This window comes from Arthrobacter monumenti (genome assembly GCF_054511255.1).
This window is the reverse complement of sequence record NZ_JBTNCY010000007.1, coordinates 261,861-283,005: the sequence shown is the minus strand read 5'-3', so window position 1 is coordinate 283,005 and position 21,145 is coordinate 261,861. Positions and strand designations below refer to the sequence as shown.

The following is a 21,145-nucleotide window of genomic DNA, read 5'->3' as shown; positions in this document are numbered from 1 at the left end:
GTTAAGATGAGTGGTGACCTACGACCCGAGCGACACCTTCGTGCACGTGCGGGGCGCCAGTGAGCACAACCTGCGCGACGTCGACGTCGACATCCCGCGCGACGCCATGGTCGCCTTCACCGGGGTCTCCGGATCCGGCAAGTCGTCTCTCGCGTTCGGCACGCTCTATGCCGAGGCGCAGCGCCGCTACTTCGAGTCGGTCGCGCCGTACGCCCGTCGGCTACTGCAACAGGTCGGTGCGCCGCACGTGCAGGAGATCACCGGACTCCCGCCGGCCGTGGCCCTCCAGCAGCGGCGTGGTGCGCCGAGCTCCCGGTCGACGGTCGGCACGATCACAACGCTGTCGAACCTCCTGCGGATGCTCTACTCGCGCGCCGGGACCTACCCGGAGGGTGCCGCTCACCTGGCTGCCGAGGCCTTCTCGCCCAACACCGCCGCCGGCGCCTGCCTGCGATGCCACGGGCTGGGCGTCGTGCACGACGTGGCCGAGGACCTCCTCGTCCCGGACCCGTCGCTGAGCATCCGCGACGGCGCGATCGCCGCCTGGCCCGGTGCCTGGCAGGGCGCCAACCTGCGCAGCATCGTCAGCGGTCTCGGCATCGACATCGAGAAGCCGTGGAGCAGGCTGAAGAAGAAGGACCGGGACTGGCTGCTCTACACCGACGAGCAGCCGTCCGTGCTGATCAAGCCACAACGTGACCGCGTCGACCACGGCTACTACGGCAAGTTCTGGAGCGCCCGCAAGCACGTCATGCACGTGCTCGCCGACTCCACGAGCGAGCGGATGCGCGAACGGGCGCTGCGGTTCGTGCGGAGCGTGCCCTGTCCGGAATGCCACGGCAGCGGGCTGCGGCCGGAGGCGCTCGCGATCACCGTCGCCGGCCGCTCCATCGCCGAGGTCAACGCGATGTCGTTCGCCGAAGTGGTCGCCCTCCTGCGGCCCGTCGCCGAGCTGCCCGAGGAGTCCAACGAGGTAGCGGTGCGGATCTGCGCCGACCTGGTCGCGCGGGTCGAGGTGCTGCTCGACCTCGGCCTGGGCTACCTCAGTCTCGGCCGCTCCTCGACGACCCTGTCGCCCGGCGAGGCCCAGCGCCTACGCATCGCGACCCAGCTGCGGTCCGGCCTGTTCGGCGTCGTGTACGTGCTGGACGAGCCCTCGGCCGGCCTGCACCCGGCCGATGCCGAGCCGCTGCTCGACGTGCTGGCCCGACTCAAGGCGTCGGGCAACTCGCTCTTCGTGGTCGAGCACGACATGGACGTCGTACGACGCGCCGACTGGGTCGTCGACATCGGGCCGGGCGCCGGGGAAGGCGGTGGTCGGGTGCTCTACAGCGGCCCGGTGGCCGGCCTGGAAGCCGTCAAGGAGTCCGCCACGAGCCAGTACCTGTTCGGGCGCACCGAGCCCCTCGACCACACCCCGCGGACCCCGCACGGCCACCTGCACCTGCGCGGCGTCTCGCGCCACAACCTCACCGACGTCTCGGTCGACATCCCGCTCTGCGTGCTGACGGCCGTCACCGGGGTCTCCGGATCCGGCAAGTCGACGCTGGTCACGCAGGTGCTCGCCGAGCTCGTGCGCTGCCACCTCGGTCTGGCCCCCGAGGACCCCGACCAGGCCGACCTCGAGGTCGACGTGGAGGACGCGTCGGGGCTCGAGTCGTTCGACCGTCTCGTCCTGGTCGACCAGCGCCCCATCGGGCGCACGCCGCGGTCCAATCTGGCGACGTACACGGGGATGTTCGACGCGGTGCGCAAGCTGTACGCCGCGACGGACGAGGCGAAGGCCCGCGGCTATGGCGCCGGTCGGTTCTCCTTCAACGTCGCCGAGGGCCGGTGCGAGACCTGTCAAGGCGAGGGCTTCGTGGCTGTCGAGCTGTTGTTCCTGCCGGGCACCTACGCGGCGTGCCCGACCTGTCATGGCTCCCGCTACAACCCCGAGACGCTGGAAGTGACCTACCAGGGCAAGACCATCGCCGACGTGCTGGCGATGACGGTCGACGACGCGGCCACGTTCCTCGCCGACGTCCCCGCGGCCTCCCGGAGCCTCGAGACGCTGCGCGAGGTGGGGCTGGGCTACTTGCGGCTGGGTCAGCCCGCGACGGAGCTCAGCGGCGGTGAGGCGCAACGCATCAAGCTGGCCACCGAGCTCCAGCGAGCACGCCGCGGCCACGCGCTGTACCTGCTCGACGAACCGACGGCAGGCCTCCACCCTGCCGACATCGCCCTGCTGCTGCGACAACTGCACCTGCTCGTCGAGGCCGGCAACACCGTCGTCCTCGTCGAGCACGACCTCGACACGATCGCCACCGCCGACTGGGTCATCGACCTCGGCCCCGGCGGCGGCGATGCGGGTGGAAGGGTGGTCGCCACCGGCACCCCCACCGACGTCGCCTCGACCGAGGGCAGTGCCACCGCGCCGTACCTTGCGCGCCGCCTGGCGCAGCAACCACAAGCAGACTCATGAGCCAGATCCCGAGCATCATCAGCGACTTCTACGCAGCGTCCGACGCCGCCCGTCTCGCCTCCCGGACTGATCGCCGCGCTCGTGATCTGACACCTCACTCCGGGAACATCTTGTTCTGAACGACGAACGCCAGGAACCGAGCGGCCGCGGGCGCCAGTTCGACGTCGTCACGCCAGGTCAGGCCGACCGTACGACGCGACGCCGGGCGTCGTGAGCGCGAGCCCGATGGTGCCGGACCGCCCGACCCACACCGAGTCTCGACGCGACCAGTCCCTCGATGGTGGCGAGGTCACCGCTTTCGAAGGAGCTGCGGCGGGCGACACCGGCCTCGGCAATGAGCCCTCGACCAGCGAGCGGTAGCCGAAGCCGACCGGCGTCGTCACGAGTTCCTTCCCGGCGAGCTCGTGGAGTCCGACCCGGCGTAGGTTGCGCAGCCGGTGGGTCGAGCGAACTGATCAGCATCAGTCGCTTCTGCTGGAGCTGGATCCAGCCGAGCGCGCCCGGTGGACGCATCGACGTGACGGCCAGCTCGGACGCGCCGGTCATCAGGTCGCGGAGAATCTTCTGCAGGCCTCCTGCCGCAGGAGCACCGCACTCCCGGGGCGTCCTGGTGGAAAGTCCGCAGGAGGCGCGGAACGACCAGGTGTGCGGTGAGCTCGGTGAGGACCTGGTCGTGGCGCGCAGTCAGCTCGCAGGCCCGCCGCCTCCGAGACGTACGGGCCGAGCACCTCGTCGCGCTGAGCAGCGCCTCGGTACATGGCGCACAGGTGTGTGCCGGGAGCGAGCTCGACTGCGCGGGAGTTCATCGGACCTCACCAACTGTTGAGGACGGCCAGTGTTACACCGCCGGTGCCCGTTGAACAGCGGCGCATGCCGGCGGGAGTTGTGCTCTCGACCCAAGTCGCCCCTTGTGACTTCGATCTGCTGTGCCCATGACTTCCCGGTGGCCCCGTTACGATGGTCGGAGGAAGACGAACCACCACCACGATCGGAGCTCACCATGAAGGCTGGCGTCTACCGAGGCCCCCGCGACATCGAGGTCGCGGATGTGCCGGACGCCAAGATCGCGAGGCCGACCGATGTCCTGGTCAGGATCACCGCCACCAACATCTGCGGCTCGGACCTGCACATGTACGAAGGGCGCACCGACTTCGAGACCGGGCGCACGCTGCGCACCCTGGCCGCCGAAGCCGGCGCCCACGCACCCGAGCAGCTCGCTTCAAGCGTGATGCTGCTGGTCGACGGAGTCATCTGCGCACGGCTGGCGACTCACGACCCCAACCCCGGGCAGCGAGCCCGCCATCCCGCCACCATCCTGATCACAGAGGCCACCACATGAGCACCGAAACCACCACTACTTCGACCCCCGGTGCCCAGCGGGTGTGGCTGCTGGGACGCGACGGATCCCCGGCCGGCTACCGGCTGCGGGACTTCCTGCAGCGCAGCGTCGTCGAGTTCGACTGGACCCAGCTGCACACCAACCACGACGCCGCCGGCTACGGGTTCACCGGTCTCGACGACCCGCGACTGCCAATGTGCGTATTGCCCGACGGAACACGCATCGAATCGGCCACCATACCCGCGGTGGCCGGCCGGCTCGGCTGGATCACCCACCCCCAAGCCCGCGAGTACGACGTATCCATCTACGGCGCGGGCCCCGCCGGGCTCTCTGCGGCGGTCTCCGCCGCCTCCGAAGGGCTACGCACCGTGCTGCTTGAACGCGACGCCGTCGGAGGCCAAGCCGCCACCAGCTCGCGCATCGAGAACTTCCTCGGCTTCCCCGGCGGCATCAGCGGGGCGGCCCTGGCCGAACGGGCCCGCCAGCAAGCCGTCGACTTCGGCGCCGAGATCCTGCTGCTACGCGAAGGCGTCAACGCCGAGTTCCACCACAACAAGATTCACGTCGACCTCGCCGACGGCACCAAAATGACCGCCGCGACGAACCTGTGCGCCACCGGCATTCAGTACCGACGCCTCGACCTGCCGCACGAAGACCAATTCCTCGGCGCCGGGCTCTACTACGGCGCCGGGGCCAGCGAAGCCCGCCTGTGCGCCGCCGAGGACGTCTACATCATCGGCGGCGGCAACTCCGCCGGCCAAGCCGCCCTCCACCTCGCCAAGACCGCCCACCAAGTCATCCTGCTCATCCGCGGCCAACACCCTGCCGCATCCATGTCCAGCTACCTGCTCGAACGACTCGCCCAAACCGACAACATCGAGCTTCACACCGGCCACCAGGTTACGGCCCTCGACGGAGACACCCAGCTGCGCGCCATCATCGTACGTGGACCCACCGGCACTGAGCAACGACTCGACACCCGCCGACTGTTCGTACTCGCCGGTGGGGCACCCAACACCGACTGGGCCAAAGACACCGGCATCATCCGCGACCCCGGCCACTACCTGATCACCGGTCCAGACTTACGCGACCACCCCGACCTTCCCACCGTCTGGCCCCTCGAACGTGACCCCTACTACCTCGAAACCAGCGTGCCCGGCTCCTTCGCCGCCGGCGACGTCCGCCACGGCGCCATCAAGCGCGTCGCCTCCGCCGTCGGCGAAGGCGCCATGGCCGTACAACTCATCCACCAACACCTCAACAACACTCACCGATAAGCAGTCCCCCGCGTCCCGTAGGAGGAACCCTCACCGGTCACACCCCGTCCTGACCTGCGACGATGCAGCGGCCGCTGCCCGTCGTGTCCGTTTAGGTAGACCGGTGAACTGACCGGTGACGGGGCCGTATATGACACATCTGTTGTTACACCCAGAGATACCGATCGGGTTGACATTGCCGTCCCATCCCAGCCTTGCCGACAACAGAACGCATCTTTATTAACCAGCGGATGCCCACTCAGCAGGACGCAATTTATACAGCTCCAGTCACGCCAACAGTACGGCGACTGGTGACACGAAATCCGGTCAGGTGGCACGCCACTGACACGAAATTGGGGACAAGTGACAACTTGCTCCGGATCCTATGCCGGCCCGTCGTAGGGGGAGCACGGCAGGCAGCATCGGTTCGATCAGGAGTTCAGGGCCTGGAAGTGAAAGAATGGGCAGGTGAATTCTGCGGAACGTGAGGCCATCGTCGATCTGGCGGCCATCCGGCATAACGTCCGGCGGTTGATTAAGGTCGCCGAACCAGCCAAGGTCATGGCGGTAGTCAAGGCCGACGGTTATGGCCATGGCGCCATTCCGGTTGCCCGCGCCGCCGTCGAAGCTGGTGCCGTCTGGCTCGGTGTTGCACATATTCCGGAGGGGATTACGCTCCGCGAGGCCGGGATCGAGGCACCGATCCTGGCTTGGCTGCACACACCTTCGAGCGATTTTGGTGCTGGCATCGAAGCCGGACTGGATCTCGGCGTCTCCGGCTGGGAGCTGGACCTCATCGCCGCGGCGGCGGAAAAGGCGGCCCGCCCGGCCCGCGTGCACCTGAAAATCGACACCGGCCTGGGGCGCAACGGCTGCCCGCCGGACAAATGGGAAACGTTCATCGGCCAGGCTCTGGAGTATCAGGAGGAGGGCCTGCTGCGCGTGGTCGGCATTTTCTCTCATCTGGCCGTCGCCGATGAACCGCAGCGGCCAGAGACCGACGAACAGATTGAGCGGTTCCGCGAGGCCGTAGCGGTGGCCTCGGATGCCGGCGTCGACGTCGAAGTCCGTCACCTGGCCAACTCTCCCGGGACCCTTTCGCGCCCGGACACGCATTTTGACCTGGTCCGGACCGGTATCGCTCTGTATGGGTTATCTCCCTTTGAGGACCAGACGTCGGCGGAGCTGCGGTTGCGGCCGGCGATGACCCTGCGCACCCGGATCGCGCACTGCAAGGAGATGCCCGCTGACCATGGCGTTTCTTACGGCTTGAGCTACCGCACCCCTGCGCCCACCACGCTTGCCCTCGTTCCGGTCGGCTATGGCGACGGTATTCCGCGGATTGCCAGCGGCGGCCCGGTGACGGTCGATGGCAGGACCTACCCGGTGGTCGGCAGGATCGCCATGGACCAGATGGTGATCGACCTCGGCACAGCGGGTATCGCCGGAACGGATCAGTCCTTGCTCGGCCATGGAGCCGTACTGTTTGGACCCGGCGACGACGGCGAGGAGTCCGTCGATGCGTGGGCGAAGGCGGCGGGCACCATCAACTACGAGATCGTGACCCGGATCAGTCCGCGGATCCCGCGGCGGTATGTCGACTCCGATGTGCCCGACGACGGGAACGACGCCGGTCTCCCGGCGTGGGAAATCGAAATCGAGACTTCCGGAGCCGAACAGACACAAGCACTTGCCGCCCGGTTGGGGGCGCAGTTAGCGGCCGGGGATCTACTGGTCCTGACCGGCGAACTGGGCGCGGGCAAGACGACGTTCACGCAGGGTCTCGGAGCCGGGATGGGAGTCCGCGAGGGAATCATCTCGCCTACCTTTGTGCTGGTGCGGATCCATCCCACCCTGGGAACCGGACCGGATCTGGTGCACGTGGATGCCTACAGGCTCGGTTCCGCGGCGGAGATTGACGATATCGATCTGGAAAACACCATGGACAGCGCCGTCACCGTCGTCGAATGGGGACGGGACCGGGTGGAACACCTGGCCGAGAGCCGGCTGGAAATCAGCATGGTCCGCGCCGTCGGTGGTGCTGGTGAACCGGAAGGGTCCAGCCGCGGTGCCATTTTGGCAGCTGCTGGCAAGGGGCCGATCAGCGGCACCGGCGGTGATGACGCCGTCGTACTGGATTTTGATGATGAGGACGACGACGAGCGCCGCCTGATCCGCATCGCCGGATTCGGACCTCGCTGGGCGGCGGAAAAGCCTGCGATCGAGGTCGATTAGGGTGGATAAGTGCTGATTCTTGCCATCGATACGTCTGCGATCGCCAGTGCCGCCTTGGTGAGCGACGACGCTCCGGCCGGCGCTGAAACTCCGGCCGGGAGCGCGGGATCATTCGCCGTTCCGCGGATAGTCGCGGCTTTCGCCACCGAAGATACCCGCAGCCACGCCGAAGTGCTCGCCCCGGGCATCGACGCCATGCTGGCAGAGGCGCACGTGACGTCCTCGGACCTGGACGCGATCGTCGTCGGAGTTGGGCCGGGGCCCTTCACTGGACTGCGCTCGGGAATCGTCACCGCACGGACATTGAGCTTCGTCTGGAAGCTGCCGCTGCACGGAATGATGAGCCTCGACGCCGTAGCCTGGTCGGTGGCTGGCAGCGCTGATCCGTACGGCAGCGAAGGCACCGTTAGCACCAACCCGGCTACGGGCGCCGAATTCCTGGTGGCCACGGATGCCCGGCGCAAAGAGGTCTACTGGGCGAAATACCGGCAGGCGGAAGGTAAGCCCGAGCTGGTCGAGGGCCCGCACGTGGGACCGGCCGCCGGGCTGCCGCCGTTGCCCGTCTACGGCGCGGGCGCCGGTCTGTATGCCGACGTCGTTAATGCCGTTCCCGAACATACGCTGACGCAGCCGGAAGCCGGAGCACTCGGTTCACTCGCCCTGCTGCGGCTGGCCGCCGGCAAACCGCTGCGCGATACGGCGCCGCTGTACCTGCGCGAATCCGACGCCAAGGTGCCCGGACCCCGGAAGCGCGCGCTGGAAACGGAGAAACGATGACTTACGGGCAGGACAGGCAGACCGGCCAGACAGGCCAGACGGGGCAGACCGGCCAAATCCGCCCGATGACGACGGCGGACGTGCCGGCCGTGAACGCGCTGGAGCAGGAGCTGTTTCCAACCGATGCGTGGCCCGAGCAGATGTTCCACGACGAATTGGGACAAGCCTCCACCCGCTACTATCTGGTCGCCGAGGACGCCTTTGGCCGTATCATCGCCTACGCCGGCCTGATGGCGGTGCAGCCCATCGCGGACGTCCAGACCATCGCCGTCGTCCCCGAGCGGGAAGGCCAGGGCATCGGCACCCGACTGCTGACCATGCTGATCGAGGCGGCCCGCGAGCGCGGCATGGCCGACGTGATGCTCGAAGTCCGCTCCGACAATCCACGGGCGCGGGCGCTGTACGAGCGATTCGGATTTGAGCAGATCCACGTCCGCCCGCGCTACTACCGCGACGGCGCGGACGCCCTGGTGATGCGGCTGATCCTCAGCATGAAGGACGGCGTCACATGGTGAATGAACCTTTGGTCCTGGGTATTGAGTCGTCCTGCGATGAAACCGGTGTCGGCATTGTCCGCGGCACGACGCTGCTGACCAACACCGTTTCCTCCTCGATGGAGGAGCACGTCCGGTTCGGCGGCGTGATTCCGGAAATCGCCTCCCGCGCGCATCTGGACGCCATCATCCCCACGCTGGAGCAGGCGCTCGCGGACGCCGGCGTGGAACTGGACGACGTCGACGCCATCGCCGTGACTTCCGGCCCCGGGCTCGCGGGCGCGCTGATGGTTGGCGTCTGCGCCGCCAAGGCCCTGGCCGTTGCCACGGGAAAACCGCTCTACGCCATCAATCACCTCGTTGCGCATGTCGGCGTCGGCCTCCTTGATTCGGACCTGTTCGACGGCGGGAAGTTGCCGGAGAACCTCGGCGCACTGCTGGTCTCCGGCGGGCATACGGAGATCCTGCGGGTGAAGCACATTACCGACGACGTCGAGCTGCTGGGCGCGACGATCGACGACGCCGCGGGTGAGGCCTACGACAAGGTCGCCCGCATTCTGGGTCTCGGCTACCCCGGCGGTCCCGCCATCGACAAGCTGGCCAAGGAAGGCAATCCGCACGCGATCAAGTTCCCCCGCGGGTTGACGGCGCCGAAGTACCTCAAGCCAAAGTCCGAAGGTGGACACCGGTACGACTTTTCCTTCAGTGGACTGAAAACGGCAGTGGCGCGGTGCGTTGAGCAGTTCGAGGCCGGCGGCGGTGAAGTTCCGGTCGCGGACATCGCAGCGTCGTTCCAGGAGGCCGTGGTCGACGTCATTACGGCCAAGGCCGTGTTGGCCTGCCGGGAGAATGGCATCACTACGCTGTTGCTGGGCGGGGGAGTCGCGGCAAATTCGCGGCTGCGCGCGCTGACCGCCGAACGCTGCGCCGAGGCGGGTATCGAGCTGCGGGTTCCCAAGCCGTCGCTGTGTACCGATAACGGAGCGATGGTGGCGGCTCTGGGTGCCCAGGTCGTCATGAGTGGTGGCACGCCATCGGGCCTCGGCTTCGCTCCGGATACTTCGCTGCCAGTCACCACCGTCAGCGTATAGCGTTTCTAATCCGGACCGGCGCTAAGCTCATTGCATGCCGGTTTCCCCGCCAGTGCTTCCGCAGCGCGATATCGCCACCAGGCTTCGCGCGGCTGGCTGCGTGTATGCCGAGGCAGAGGCGGAACTGCTGGTCTCCGCGGCCGGAACACCGGTTGAACTTGCCACCATGATCGATCGGCGCGTCGCCGGGCTGCCGCTCGAGCAGGTCGTTGGGTGGGCCGAGTTCTGCGGTTTGCGGATAGCGGTGGAACCCGGGGTCTTCGTTCCCCGGCGCCGTACTGAGTTCCTGGTAAGCCAAGCCATCGATCTTATGCGCGGGGACGACGGCGGCATCGGCGGGACCATCGACGCCGCGCAACGCTCGGACGACGGCGACATCCGTGCCAAGGTGTGGACAGTCGTCGTCGATCTCTGCTGTGGTTCCGGTGCCGTCGGCGCCGCGCTCGCTGCAGCCCTGGATCATGTGGAGCTCTATGCCGCCGACGTGGATTCGGCAGCTGTCCGGTGCACGCGGCGCAATACCGCCGCTGCAGGTGGCCGGGTGTTCCAAGGCGATCTCTACGATGCCCTGCCCGGTGAACTGCTCGGGCGCGTCGACATTTTGGCCGTGAATGCGCCGTACGTACCAGCCGACGAGATCCGGCTGATGCCTCCTGAAGCGCGCAACCACGAGCCGATATTCACCCTCTCGGGTGGACCGGACGGGCTGGATATTCAGCGCCGGGTAATTGCCGAGGCGGCACTGTGGCTTGTCCCGGGTGGTCATCTGCTGCTCGAGACGAGTGAGCGTCAGGCTTCTGAAACCGTCGACATCATGGAGCGCAACGGACTGGTCCCACGAGTGGAGCGTTCCGAGGAGCTGGACGCCACCGTCGTCGTCGGAACGTTGCCGGACCTTAGCGCGGCGCGTGCCTTATGATCACGCTCAGGACGCTGACTGCGCTCGACATGGAGGACAGCCATTTCTTCGTCCTCCTGCGGGAAGCGGCCGGACAAGACGATGATCAGCTGAGAGCTCTCATCGCCGACCGGCTGCCGGCGATGAGCATGATCGGCGCATTCGAAGACGGTTGCCTGGTCGCCTTCGCTGCTTATCAGGAAGAAGGTAATCAAGTAGTGCTCGAATACATAGCCGTCGATGCCAACCATCGGGGCCGGGGATACGGAAGTCTGCTGGTAAAAGAGATCCGCAATGCCCACACCGACGCGCCGATTCTTGCCGAGACTGACGACGACGCTGTGGAATTCTACCGCCGTTTGGGTTTTGGGATCTCCCAGCGTGCCGGCGACCCGCGGTGGCCGGGGATCCAGCGTTATAAGTGCCTCCTGCCTGGCTCGCCGGTTGACGGCCACCGTAGGCTCTAATCATGCCGATTGAATTCCGCCCGATGACCACCGCGGATACAGATGCGGTTGTCCGCTTTCTTAGTTCCAATCGCTTTCCATTTCATGTCTTGGCTGAACCTTCCGCGGAGCAGGCGCGTCCCGGCGTCGAAAAGGGGCGGTTTTGGAATGACGACTCACAGGGATACTGGATCGACGACGGCGGGGCACGCATTGGGATGGTTGCCCTACAGGATCTTCAGGACGATACGCCGATGTTTGATCTGCGCCTGGAGGAGAGCCAGCGGGGAAGGGGAAAGGGACCTGAGGTGGTCCGCGCCTTATGTGACCTGGTGTTCACCTCGATGCCCCGGATCCTGAGGTTCGAAGGCCAGACGCGCGAGGACAACATTGCCATGCGGAAAACATTCCTGCGCGCCGGATTCCTCAAAGAAGCCCATTACCGTCTTGGCTGGCCGACTCACGACGGCGGCCACGTCGCCTCAGTGGGCTACGGCATACTTCGCCACGACTGGGAGAGCGGCACCTCCACACCCATCGACTGGGAGGACATTGCAGACTAGTGCTGTTTGGCTCTTCCACCTCTGCCGTTTCTGATCGATAATCAGAGCGCACATTCAATCCAAGCGAGGAGCTCGAATCATGACCACACGTCTCAATCCGTACATTGGCTTTCGCGATACGGCCAAGCAGGCAATGGAGTTTTACCACTCAGTTTTCGGAGGCGAGCTGACCAGCAGCACCTTCGCCGAATTCCACGCCAGTGAGGATCCGGCCGAGCAGGACAAGATCATGCACTCCATGCTGATAACCGACAACGGCTTGACGCTGATGGCGGCTGACACCCCGAACGGAATGGAATACAACGGAAACGGAAACTTCTCCATATCCCTCAGCGGTGAAGCCCCGGACGAGTCCGAACTTCGCGGTTACTGGGAAAAACTTGTCGACGGCGGCACTGTCCAGGAGGACCTCGCACGGGCGCCGTGGGGTGACATCTTCGGCATGTGCACCGACCAATTCGGCATCAACTGGTTGGTGAATATCGCCGGCCCTCAGTCGTAAGTATGCCTATACGCCACTGATGCCAAAGAGGCCGATAATGAGGGCCATGACCACAAAAGTCACCAATTCGTGCACGCAGTTCAGTACAGTCAGACCGGTAGGACGGCCTTCAAAAGCATCATGCGTGATGAGCCGGGAGGCCGTGAACCCCGCCCACAAGATGATGGCGGTGATGAGGGAGTTGCCAAGAAAGCTGCCGCCATAGAATTCCTGCGCTATGGCGGCGGAACCTGCCAGGACCCATGCGCTGACGAAGCTGACCACCAAGGTGATCAGGATGGGCTTGACGGCATCCTTCGACTCGCCGCTTGGGCTGACCTTGGCGACCCGCATCCAATAGTTTCCGAACACCTTCGGGGTGTACCAGATCGACCCGACCACCATGGTGGACAACGTGGCCACTAGAACTGCCCAGACGTTTATTTCCGGAATCATCGCTTTTCCCTCTGTTTCCTTTGCTGTACCGACATCAGCAATCTAACCGTGCATTGTCGGTTCCGCCGTCACCGGATGGTGCTGAATGCAACGTGTCGGCACGCGATCGCCGTCGTTCATAAAAGCGAGCTTACCCAGCGAAATCCATGATGGCGGGGTGCAGCCGGCGCTGATTCCGCTTCGCCGACTGCCATACTCTGACCATGACCGTTTACTTCGAGTGCACCACGCGGACGGCTATGGAGAGAGCCGCGTTGTTCGATTTGTCCCGCAGCATAGATGCACATGCCGGTTCCATGTCGCGGTCGCGGGAGAAAGCGGTCGCGGGCGTTACAACGGGCCTCATTTCACTGGGGGAGCAGGTGACGTGGCGGGCGTGGCATTTCGGAGTGCCCGTGCGAATGACCAGCCGGATCACCGCTATGAAAGTTCCCGATTTTTTCGTGGACGAACAGATCAATGGACCATTCCGGCATTTCAAGCATTTACATGAGTTCAGGCACGACGGCGGCACAACAGTAATGGTGGACCGCATCGAATTCTCGGCACCCTTTGGCCTCCTCGGGGTGGCGGCAGAAAAACTGTTCCTCGCCCGCTATATGCGAAAGCTCATTGAGACGCGGAACCGATTTCTAACCTCCGAGTGAATCTGCGATGGCGTCGAGTCCGGCTTGCGCGCAGGCTTCATCCAGCGAACCCTCCGGGGCTCCGCCGACGCCGATGCCGGCAATCGAGGCTCCGTCCGCCTTTATGCTGACACCTCCGCCGAGAAAGAGCATGCCTGGAAGGTCGCTAATGGTGGGGCCATCGCCGGTGGCTGCCTCCGTCAGTTCGGACGTGTTTCTACCGAAGGCGGCAGACGTATAAGCCTTGAGCCGTGCCGACTCCATCGTATGCTCGGCGGCGTTGTCTCCCCGAAGCATGGCCTGGACCTGGCCGGATCGGTCGACGACCGCCACTGAGACGAACGGCAGGTCGTCGGATTGGCACTGTGCGAGGGCCGCTTCGGCTGCCGCAGTGGCGGCCTCGATGCTCAGACGCGGCATGTTCAAAACGGTGTCACCGCCGGAGTCGCCGGACGCGGACCCGCCGGTGGATCCGGTTCCCGATGCAGCTTGCACCGTGGTTCCATCAGGCGAACCGCAGGCGGCTAGACCAACCGTAAGCACCGCAGCGGATGCGAAAGCGAAAGATATCTGGGGCAGATTGAGCGGGGCCATGACAATCCTCAGCTGGAAGGAAAAAGAACTGACATGACTAGTGTCCTGCTGGATCTGCCCTCCGTATAGATCTCTTTGGCCCTATCTTCAGCTCGTCGGGGCCGGGGTCAGACTTCGGCTCAACCGGCTGAAGCTACAGCCTGCAGTGGAACCGCCGCGGCTGACTTCCGGCGGACAGCCAGGAAGGCGGAAATCCGGTGCACAGCCTCTTCAATGTCTTCGGTTGAGGGCAGGATAACGAAGCGGAAGTGGTCGGGTGCGCCCCAATTGAACGCTGTTCCGTGTGAGACCAGGATCTTTTGTTCCTCCAGCAAATCGAGCACGAACTGCTCGTCGTTGGCGAAGGGATAAACCCCGGGATCGAGCTTGGGGAACAGATACAGGGCGCCAGCGGCGGGTACACAACTGACTCCGGGGATGTCATTGAGCAGCTGCCACGCCAAGTCGCGTTGTTCGCGGAGCCGCCCACCGGGCTTCACCAGTTCGTCGATACTCTGGTGTCCTCCCAGTGAGGTCTGGATGGCATGCTGGGCCGGAACGTTCGCGCACAGCCGCAGGGAAGCGAGCAGCTCCAGCGACTCGCGGTAGGCCGCCGTCGCAGCCCGTGGACCGGTGACTGCCACCCAGCCGGCACGGTATCCGGGCATCCGGTAGGCCTTCGAGAGGCCGCTGAATGTCAGGCAGCAGACGTCTTCCGCCACGGAGGCGGTGTGGATGTGGACGGAATCGCCATAGAGGATCTTCTCGTAAATTTCATCGGAAAACAGCACCAGATCGTGCTTGCGTGCCAGCTTCGCGAACTGCTCGAGGATAAAACGGGGGTATACGGCTCCGGTGGGGTTGTTCGGGTTGATGATCACTATGGCGCGGGTGCGCTCGGTGATCTTTGCCTCGACGTCGGCCATGTCCGGCCACCACTGGTTGTCCTCGTCGCAGACGTAATGGACGGCGGTTCCGCCGCTAAGGGTGACGGATGCGGTCCACAGCGGATAGTCCGGAGCGGGGATAAGGACCTCATCGCCGTTTTCAAGAAAGGCCTGCAGAGTCATTGAAATAAGTTCGCTGACACCGTTGCCGACGAAGACGTCCTCGACGCCGATCTGCATTAGTCCGCGCGTCTGATAGTACTGCGAGATGGCGGTGCGCGCGGAGAAGATGCCCTTCGAATCGCTGTACCCCTGCGCGCCACGGAGGTGATGGATCATATCCATCACGATCGACTCCGGCGCCTCCAGCCCAAAGGGAGCAGTGTCGCCGAGATTCATGCGCAAAATCCGCTGACCTTCGGATTCCATCTTCTTGGCCGCATGAAGAATCGGCCCCCGCAGTTCGTAGCGGACGTTCTCAATCTTGCTGGAGTGCTGCATAGGACGCATACTCCATGTTTTCATACCCCAGCAAAATTCCTTTAGTCAGCGACCTATCTTGCGGCGCCCGGCCATGCTTTCAGCTACACCGATAAGGGCGACGGCGGCGATAACCGCCACAATGAAACCGAGGACGTTGAGCTCGAAAATGCCTCCGGTTCCCAGCAGGTTGGCGATGAGGCCGCCGATCACCGAGCCTGCCAAACCGAGAAGCAAAGTAGCAATCCAGCCCAGGTTTTGCTTACCGGGCTTAAACAGTCGTGCGAGGGCGCCGATAATGAGTCCGGCGATAATAAATCCGATCATGGCATGTTCCCTTCCTGGTCACGATTCCGACGGGCTGCCGGACGGTGCTGCAACTCGTGCAGTCCACTCCTGTCGATCCTATGCCGATCATCACCGGTTGTCGTCAACCAGTAGCGGGCCTGGTTGGGGGCGCCATAGCCGCGTGGGCCGGCGTCGTACCAGTCCTTTGGGCATGGGCTGCCATCGCTGCGGCATCAGCGCTGCCCATTTTGTTGTCGCCCATTCGGCGCTGGGAGAACTTTCCTGAGGAACTTGACGTCAATATGCCGGACTGATCGGAGGGCTTATGGGCGGAAAGGGATTGATCCGCCCAGGCTGAGCGACTGGGCGCGGCGGTCGTGTTCCGTCGTGTTCGCCATGAGGTCTAATGGCCTGATGAGCGATTTCGTTGTCCGGCGCGCTGTGGAAGCGGATGCCCGCAGTATCGCAAGGGTTCACGTCGAGGCGTGGCAGTGGGCCTACCGTGATCTGGTACCGGATGACTACCTGAACAGTTTGGATATTGATGCCCGCACCCTTATTTGGGAGGGCATGTTGCAGGATACCCGCGGTCCGCGGGCCCACGTCGCTGTGGTTAGTACCGGCGTCGTGGGTTTCGTGAGTGCCGGTCCCAGCAGGGATGAAGATGCCTCACCCGGGACAGGGGAGATTGAGGCCATCTACCTGCTTCCCGCACATATTGGTACCGGAATAGGCAGTTGCATGTGGCATTCGGCTCTTGCCCAGCTTGGTGAAGAAGGCAAAACGTCGGTCACAATTTGGGTTCTTGACTCCAACGAACGGGGACGGCGCTTCTACGAACGGGCAGGGATGTCTCCGGATGGTGCCGTGAAGGACGAGTCTTTGGACGGTTTTCCGATCACCGAAATAAGGTACCGGACAGAGCTGGACTGACTCTCGTATTTACTCGGTGATTGAGCCGGTTTTCATCCGCTCCACCAAATCCTTGACGACGGCGCGAAGGTTGCCGCCGTTGGCCAGTGCCACTTCGCGTTGATGCTGGTAGCCGGCACCGCGCTGGATGATCTTCTCGACGTCGGCAAGCTCATCCACGCAGTCAAGTTTCCTCGCAACGGGCTCGAGCCGGTTGAGCTGTTCCATCAGGTGGTCGGTCACCAGACACTCATTGCCCGCGGCGTCGAGGATGATGATGGCGTCCAGACCGTACCGCGCGGCGCGCCATTTGTTCTCCTGCACGTGCCACGGCGGCATGGTTTCGATCGTGCCACCGTTATCCAGCCGGGTGGAGAAGTCATCGACAAGGCACTGGGTCAGAGCCGCAATAGCCCCGATCTCCTCCAGCGTGGAAAGCCCGTCGCAGATCCGCATCTCGATAGTGCCCAGGTTCGGCACCGGCCGGACGTCCCAGCGGATTTCGTTTGCCACGTCGATCACACCGGTGGTGAACATGTCCGCCACGTACTGCTCGTACTCTTCCCACGTGGCGAACTGGAAGGGGAGCCCCGCCGTCGGCAGCTGCTGGAACATCAACGCCCGCTGGGAAGCGTAACCGGTGTCTTCACCATCCCAGAACGGCGACGACGCCGAGAGCGCCTGGAAATGTGGGAAATAGTTAATCAATCCATCCAGCACGGGCAGCGCCTTGGACTTCTTGTCCAGCCCGACGTGCACGTGAACGCCGTAGATCACCATCTGCCGGCCCCACCACTGGGTCCGGTCGATCAGGGTGGCGTAGCGTTCCTTGTCCGTAATGGCCTGTGCCTTGACGGCGCTGAATGGATGCGAGCCGGCACAGAAAAGTTCGACGCCGAGTGGTTCAGTGACTTCACGCACCGCATCCATTGAGCGGGTCAGGTCTGCCTTCGCTTCGGCCACGGTGGTGCAGATGCCCGTAACAAGCTCTATGGTGTTGGCCAGCAGTTCCTGCTTGATGTGCGGGTGCTCGTCGTCGTCCTGGAGTTCCGGATGCTTCTGCCGGACGCCGCGGAGTACCTCATCCGCAGCGGAAACGAGCTCGCCGGATTCGCCATCCACCAGTGCCAGTTCCCACTCAACGCCAAGGGTCGACTGGGCTGATGGTGCGAAATCAATCTTCATGAAGCTCCTGACGCGCTGTTCCGTCGGGCGTGGCCGCCGCGCTGGCGTTGGTTGGTTCGAGTCGCGTCACCGCGCAAAGTACAGGGGTCAGTCTAGTCCAGTACCCAGGGTGCGGGGGAGGCAAGGACGGGCCTCGGCGCCCAAACCGGTGGTTGGCACCTCCGTTTTGGGAGCTGAGAACCGGTTTCGGCGGTGGTTAGCGGCTTGGGCGGCTTGGGTGGCGTGGCCAGACTGGGTTAGCGGCTTGGACGACGACGACGGCGATGGCGGTCAGCGATGGTTAGCGGCTTGGGCGACGACGGCGGGCGGTCAGCCAGCGATGGTGTCGACGACGATGGCGACGCGCTCGGCCCCCATCCGGGTCAGCACGAGAGTGGCCCTCGCCGTCGCGGATTTCGCCTTGCCGGCCAGCAGCTGCTTGCGGAGTTCCTCCGGGGTGACGGACGCTCCGCGTTTCTTGATCTCGAGGGTGCCGATCCCGTTGGCCTTCACCCATGAGCGCAGCTGTTTGACGTTATAGGGAAGTACTTCCTTGACCTTATAGGCGCGGGCAAAGGGCGAATCCTCGAGGGTGTCGGCGCAGATGTACGCGATCTGCTTGTTCAACAGATGTCCGCCCAGCTCCCGCGCGAGGTCGGCCACCAGTCCGGCGCGGATAACGGCGCCGTCCGGCTCGTAGAGGTACTTGCCCGCATCGCCGGTTTCGACGTCCTGCGCCTCCGGGGCGAAATCGACGCCGCTGGTCAGCTCGGCCGCTCCGTCTGCATAGAGCACCAGGGCGGCACGCCGTACTCCGGGCCGGGCCAGCGCGTTGAACCACAGGGCGGCTTCGGTGACTTCACCGTCGGTCGAGACCCATTGGGCTTCGCAGTTTGCCGGCACCGCGTCGTGCGGGATACCGGGATTGAGCTTCACCCCGACGGCCTTGCCGGTGTCCGCCACTTTCTCCACGAAGGACAGCGGCGGCGAGAACGCCTCCGGATCGAACAGCCTCTTGGTGCCAGACGTCGACGTCGTGCGCCGCGCCGGATCCAGCCACACGCCGTCGAACCCGTCCAGGTCCAAGGATGTGGCGTCAGCGTTGACCACCTTGACCGACTGCCACGGCATCAGGTTGATGGTGGCAACTGCCGCCGTCGTCTCATCCAGCTCGACGGCGGTGACCTTCCGGTCCAGCGTGGCCAGCGCCATCGAATCCGCGCCGATACCGCATCCCAGGTCGGCGACGTGTTCCAACCCTGCAGAGGCGAAACGCTGGGCGTGGCGGGCGGCGACGTTGAGCCGGGTGGCCTGTTCCAGACCGGCCTGGGTGAAGAGCATCTGGTCGGCGAATGGTCCGAACTTGGCGCGCGCCTTCATCCGCAGCCGCGCCTGGGTCAGCACGGCGGCCACGAGTTCCGGGGGATGCCCGGCCTTGCGCAACTCCACGTTCAGGGACATGGCCTCGGACTCAAGATACGGGCCGAGGGAGTTGAGCAGTTCCCAGCCGTCGGAGGTGAGCAGGGGCGCGATGGCGTCCACGGGTGAATCCGGCATGCGTATCAGCCTAGTTCAACGAGCCCGGATGGGCGTTCCCGCCGGAGGAGCCTACGCCATCGAGTCCTCCACCTTGTCCGGCGTATCCTGCTTTTCGGCGACGGAGGCGACGCGGCCGCCCTTGACCACCATTTCGGCCTGCCGCGGAGAGAGCCGGTGCCGGAGCTTGATGGTTGTATCGCCGTACCGGACCGTGACCTCGTCGCTCTCAGGGAGTTGCGAACGGACATTCTCGAACTTCAATGTGTCGCCGGAGTTGATCTTGTCGTAGTCCGCGGGGTCGCTGAATTCGAGTGCCAGGACGCCGAAGTTGGCCAGGTTCTGCCAGTGGATGCGGGCAAACGACTTGGCGATGACCACCCGGAGGCCCATATACCGCGGCGCGATGACCGCGTGTTCGCGGGAGGATCCTTGTCCGTAGTTTTCGCCGGCTACGATCAGGTGGCCGCCCTCGGTGTCCTTGGCCCGGGAAGCGTACGTGTCGTCGACCTGGATGAACAGGAACTCGGCGATTTTCGGAATGTTGCTCCGGTAGGGCAGTACCCGGGCGCCGGCGGGAAGGATCTCGTCGGTGGAGATGTTGTCGTTAACCTTGAGCAGCACCGGCAGCTCAAGCGAGTCCGGCAGCGGATCGAATTCCGGCAGCGACTCGATGTTCGAACCCTTCACCAGTTCAACCTGCCTGGCTTCCTCCTCCGGTAACGGCGGCAGCAGCATGGCGGTGTTGACGCTGACCTGTTCCGGCAACTCCGGCCGCGGGTAATCCATGTCCAGGTCCCGCGGATCCGTGATCTTGCCGGTCAGTGCAGCGGCGGCGGCGGTCTCGGGCGAGCACAACCACACGGCGTCTTCGTCGGTGCCGGAACGGCCGGGGAAGTTGCGGGGAACGGTCCGTAGGCTGTTGCGTCCGGTCGCCGGGGCCTGGCCCATCCCGATGCAGCCCATACAGCCGGACTGGTGGATCCGGGCGCCGGCGGAAATCAGGTCGAACAACCAGCCGCCCTTGGCCATGTCCTCGAAAATCTCCCGGGATGTCGGGTTGACGTCGACGGAGACCTGATTGCTGGTCTGTTGTCCCCGGAGGATTTCGGCGACGACGGCGAAGTCCCGCAGTCCGGGGTTCGCTGACGAACCGACCACAATCTGGTAAACATCCTCGCCGGCCACCTCACGGACTGGAACAACATTGCCGGGGGAGGAGGGTTTCGCAATCAGCGGCTCCAGGCTGGACAGGTCGATGGCATCAGTGACGTCATAGGTCGCATCGTCGTCGGCCAGGATTTCCTGGAAGTCGTCCGGCCGCCCGACCGATTCGAGGAACTTCCGGACCTCCTCGTCCGCGGGGAAGATGCTCGTCGTCGCACCGAGTTCCGCTCCCATATTGGCAATAACGTGCCGGTCCATGGCGGTCAGGTTCTTCAGTCCCGGACCGTGATACTCGATGATTTTCCCGACGCCGCCTTTAACACCGTGCCTGCGAAGCATTTCGAGGATGACATCCTTGGCCGAGACCCAGTCCGGCAGGTCACCGGTCAGCTCGATGCCCCAGATTTCCGGCATCGCGACGTACAGCGGGTCGCCAGCCATAGCCATCGCCACTTCAAGACCGCCGACGCCGACGGCGAGCATTCCGATGGCGCCGGCGGCGCAGGTATGGGAGTCGGAGCCAAGCATGGTGGCGCCCGGGCGGCCGAAGCGGGCCTGGTGCACCGGGTGTGAAACGCCATTGCCGGGCTTGGAGAACCACAGACCGTAGCGCTGCGCGGCCGACTGCAGGAAGAGGTGGTCCTCCGGATTTTTCTCGTCGGTCTGCAGCAGGTTGTGGTCGACGTACTGCACGGATAACTCCGTCTTGATCCGGTCCAGGCCCATCGCCTCAAGTTCGAGCATCACCACCGTTCCGGTGGCATCCTGGGTCAGCGTCTGGTCGATCCGAAGCCCGATCTCGTTCCCGAACTCCATCTCCCCGCTGACGAGGTGCTCGCTGATGACCTTTTGCGCAACGTTCTGACCCATGACGACCTCCCGGTAGAGCCCGCGTCACCGCGGACGGTGCATACCCTCCCTATGCTAGGCCGGGACGCGGCCAAGATGCTATCCATACTTACTATTGTGTGCTTCCGGGGTTAGTGGAAGAGTTGGGAGGGTTACGAATCCG

At 64.5% G+C, this 21,145-nt stretch carries 22 protein-coding genes; 15 read left to right on the top strand and 7 right to left on the bottom strand.

Annotation, left to right across the window (positions count from 1 at the left end; all coding sequences use genetic code 11):
- Positions 1–13: 13 nt before the first annotated feature.
- The 13 genes from uvrA (at position 14) to ACX80B_RS12640 (ending at position 12,065) form a co-directional block, all read left to right on the top strand.
- Positions 14–2,464 (top strand): excinuclease ABC subunit UvrA, encoded by a 2,451-nt coding sequence (gene uvrA / locus ACX80B_RS12700; RefSeq protein WP_459296753.1) that lies wholly within the window; start codon positions 14–16, stop codon positions 2,462–2,464.
- Positions 2,461–2,583: a hypothetical protein gene (locus ACX80B_RS12695; protein ID WP_459296647.1), complete on the top strand. Its 123-nt coding sequence runs from the start codon at positions 2,461–2,463 to the stop codon at positions 2,581–2,583. Before uvrA ends, ACX80B_RS12695 begins: the two co-directional genes overlap by 4 nt.
- A gap of 91 nt (positions 2,584–2,674) precedes the next feature.
- Positions 2,675–2,824, top strand: a complete 150-nt coding sequence (locus ACX80B_RS12690; RefSeq protein WP_459296645.1) for a hypothetical protein — start codon at positions 2,675–2,677, stop codon at positions 2,822–2,824.
- Positions 2,825–3,407: 583 nt separating this feature from the next.
- Positions 3,408–3,803 carry a hypothetical protein gene (locus tag ACX80B_RS12685; protein WP_459296643.1) on the top strand — a complete coding sequence of 132 codons (396 nt, stop codon included), beginning with the start codon at positions 3,408–3,410 and terminating at the stop codon, positions 3,801–3,803.
- Positions 3,800–5,080, top strand: a complete 1,281-nt coding sequence (locus ACX80B_RS12680) for an NAD(P)/FAD-dependent oxidoreductase (RefSeq protein WP_459296641.1) — start codon at positions 3,800–3,802, stop codon at positions 5,078–5,080. The genes ACX80B_RS12685 and ACX80B_RS12680 overlap by 4 nt, the downstream gene beginning before the upstream one ends.
- Before the next feature lie 447 nt (positions 5,081–5,527).
- Complete coding sequence (gene alr / locus ACX80B_RS12675; protein ID WP_459296639.1) at positions 5,528–7,294, top strand: alanine racemase; 1,767 nt, start codon at positions 5,528–5,530, stop codon at positions 7,292–7,294.
- A gap of 9 nt (positions 7,295–7,303) precedes the next feature.
- A complete protein-coding gene (tsaB, locus tag ACX80B_RS12670) occupies positions 7,304–8,071 on the top strand; it encodes a tRNA (adenosine(37)-N6)-threonylcarbamoyltransferase complex dimerization subunit type 1 TsaB (RefSeq protein WP_459296637.1) in 768 nt (255 codons plus the stop codon).
- Positions 8,068–8,586 (top strand): ribosomal protein S18-alanine N-acetyltransferase, encoded by a 519-nt coding sequence (gene rimI, locus ACX80B_RS12665; RefSeq protein WP_459296635.1) that lies wholly within the window; start codon positions 8,068–8,070, stop codon positions 8,584–8,586. Before tsaB ends, rimI begins: the two co-directional genes overlap by 4 nt.
- Positions 8,580–9,656 (top strand): tRNA (adenosine(37)-N6)-threonylcarbamoyltransferase complex transferase subunit TsaD, encoded by a 1,077-nt coding sequence (tsaD, locus tag ACX80B_RS12660; protein ID WP_459296633.1) that lies wholly within the window; start codon positions 8,580–8,582, stop codon positions 9,654–9,656. Before rimI ends, tsaD begins: the two co-directional genes overlap by 7 nt.
- 34 nt (positions 9,657–9,690) lie before the next feature.
- Entirely contained in the window at positions 9,691–10,575 is an 885-nt protein-coding gene (locus tag ACX80B_RS12655; RefSeq protein ID WP_459296631.1) for a putative protein N(5)-glutamine methyltransferase, read from the top strand.
- Positions 10,572–11,021, top strand: coding sequence for a GNAT family N-acetyltransferase (locus ACX80B_RS12650; RefSeq protein ID WP_459296629.1), 450 nt, complete (start codon positions 10,572–10,574; stop codon positions 11,019–11,021). Before ACX80B_RS12655 ends, ACX80B_RS12650 begins: the two co-directional genes overlap by 4 nt.
- Positions 11,022–11,023: 2 nt before the next feature.
- Positions 11,024–11,563, top strand: a complete 540-nt coding sequence (locus ACX80B_RS12645) for a GNAT family N-acetyltransferase (protein WP_459296627.1) — start codon at positions 11,024–11,026, stop codon at positions 11,561–11,563.
- 79 nt (positions 11,564–11,642) lie between these two features.
- Complete coding sequence (locus ACX80B_RS12640; RefSeq protein ID WP_459296625.1) at positions 11,643–12,065, top strand: VOC family protein; 423 nt, start codon at positions 11,643–11,645, stop codon at positions 12,063–12,065.
- A 6-nt stretch (positions 12,066–12,071) separates the two neighbouring features.
- On the opposite strand, the gene ACX80B_RS12635 is transcribed toward ACX80B_RS12640, so the two are convergent.
- Positions 12,072–12,500, bottom strand: coding sequence for a DUF1761 domain-containing protein (locus ACX80B_RS12635; RefSeq protein ID WP_459296623.1), 429 nt, complete (start codon positions 12,498–12,500; stop codon positions 12,072–12,074).
- Between the two features lie 203 nt (positions 12,501–12,703).
- Here ACX80B_RS12635 and ACX80B_RS12630 point away from each other — a divergent pair, with 203 nt between their 5' ends.
- On the top strand, positions 12,704–13,147 hold the full coding sequence (locus ACX80B_RS12630) for an SRPBCC family protein (RefSeq protein WP_459296621.1): 444 nt from the start codon (positions 12,704–12,706) through the stop codon (positions 13,145–13,147).
- On the opposite strand, the gene ACX80B_RS12625 is transcribed toward ACX80B_RS12630, so the two are convergent.
- From ACX80B_RS12625 to ACX80B_RS12615, 3 genes are all read right to left on the bottom strand, one after another.
- Complete coding sequence (locus ACX80B_RS12625) at positions 13,133–13,720, bottom strand: GlcG/HbpS family heme-binding protein (RefSeq protein ID WP_459296619.1); 588 nt, start codon at positions 13,718–13,720, stop codon at positions 13,133–13,135. The genes ACX80B_RS12630 and ACX80B_RS12625 overlap by 15 nt on opposite strands.
- 119 nt (positions 13,721–13,839) lie before the next feature.
- Positions 13,840–15,096 (bottom strand): pyridoxal phosphate-dependent aminotransferase, encoded by a 1,257-nt coding sequence (locus ACX80B_RS12620; RefSeq protein WP_459296617.1) that lies wholly within the window; start codon positions 15,094–15,096, stop codon positions 13,840–13,842.
- Positions 15,097–15,132: 36 nt separating this feature from the next.
- Positions 15,133–15,393, bottom strand: a complete 261-nt coding sequence (locus ACX80B_RS12615) for a GlsB/YeaQ/YmgE family stress response membrane protein (protein ID WP_459296615.1) — start codon at positions 15,391–15,393, stop codon at positions 15,133–15,135.
- Positions 15,394–15,768: 375 nt separating this feature from the next.
- Between ACX80B_RS12615 and ACX80B_RS12610 the strand changes: the two genes are divergently transcribed.
- Positions 15,769–16,287, top strand: a complete 519-nt coding sequence (locus ACX80B_RS12610) for a GNAT family N-acetyltransferase (protein WP_459296613.1) — start codon at positions 15,769–15,771, stop codon at positions 16,285–16,287.
- Between the two features lie 9 nt (positions 16,288–16,296).
- On the opposite strand, the gene ACX80B_RS12605 is transcribed toward ACX80B_RS12610, so the two are convergent.
- The 3 genes from ACX80B_RS12605 to ACX80B_RS12595 all read right to left on the bottom strand — a co-directional run bounded on the left by ACX80B_RS12605 (position 16,297) and on the right by ACX80B_RS12595 (position 21,003).
- Positions 16,297–17,451, bottom strand: a complete 1,155-nt coding sequence (locus tag ACX80B_RS12605; protein ID WP_459296611.1) for a glutamate--cysteine ligase — start codon at positions 17,449–17,451, stop codon at positions 16,297–16,299.
- Positions 17,452–17,760: 309 nt separating this feature from the next.
- Positions 17,761–18,987 carry a class I SAM-dependent methyltransferase gene (locus ACX80B_RS12600; protein WP_459296609.1) on the bottom strand — a complete coding sequence of 409 codons (1,227 nt, stop codon included), beginning with the start codon at positions 18,985–18,987 and terminating at the stop codon, positions 17,761–17,763.
- Positions 18,988–19,038: 51 nt separating this feature from the next.
- Entirely contained in the window at positions 19,039–21,003 is a 1,965-nt protein-coding gene (locus ACX80B_RS12595) for an aconitate hydratase (RefSeq protein WP_459296606.1), read from the bottom strand.
- Positions 21,004–21,145 lie beyond the last annotated feature (142 nt).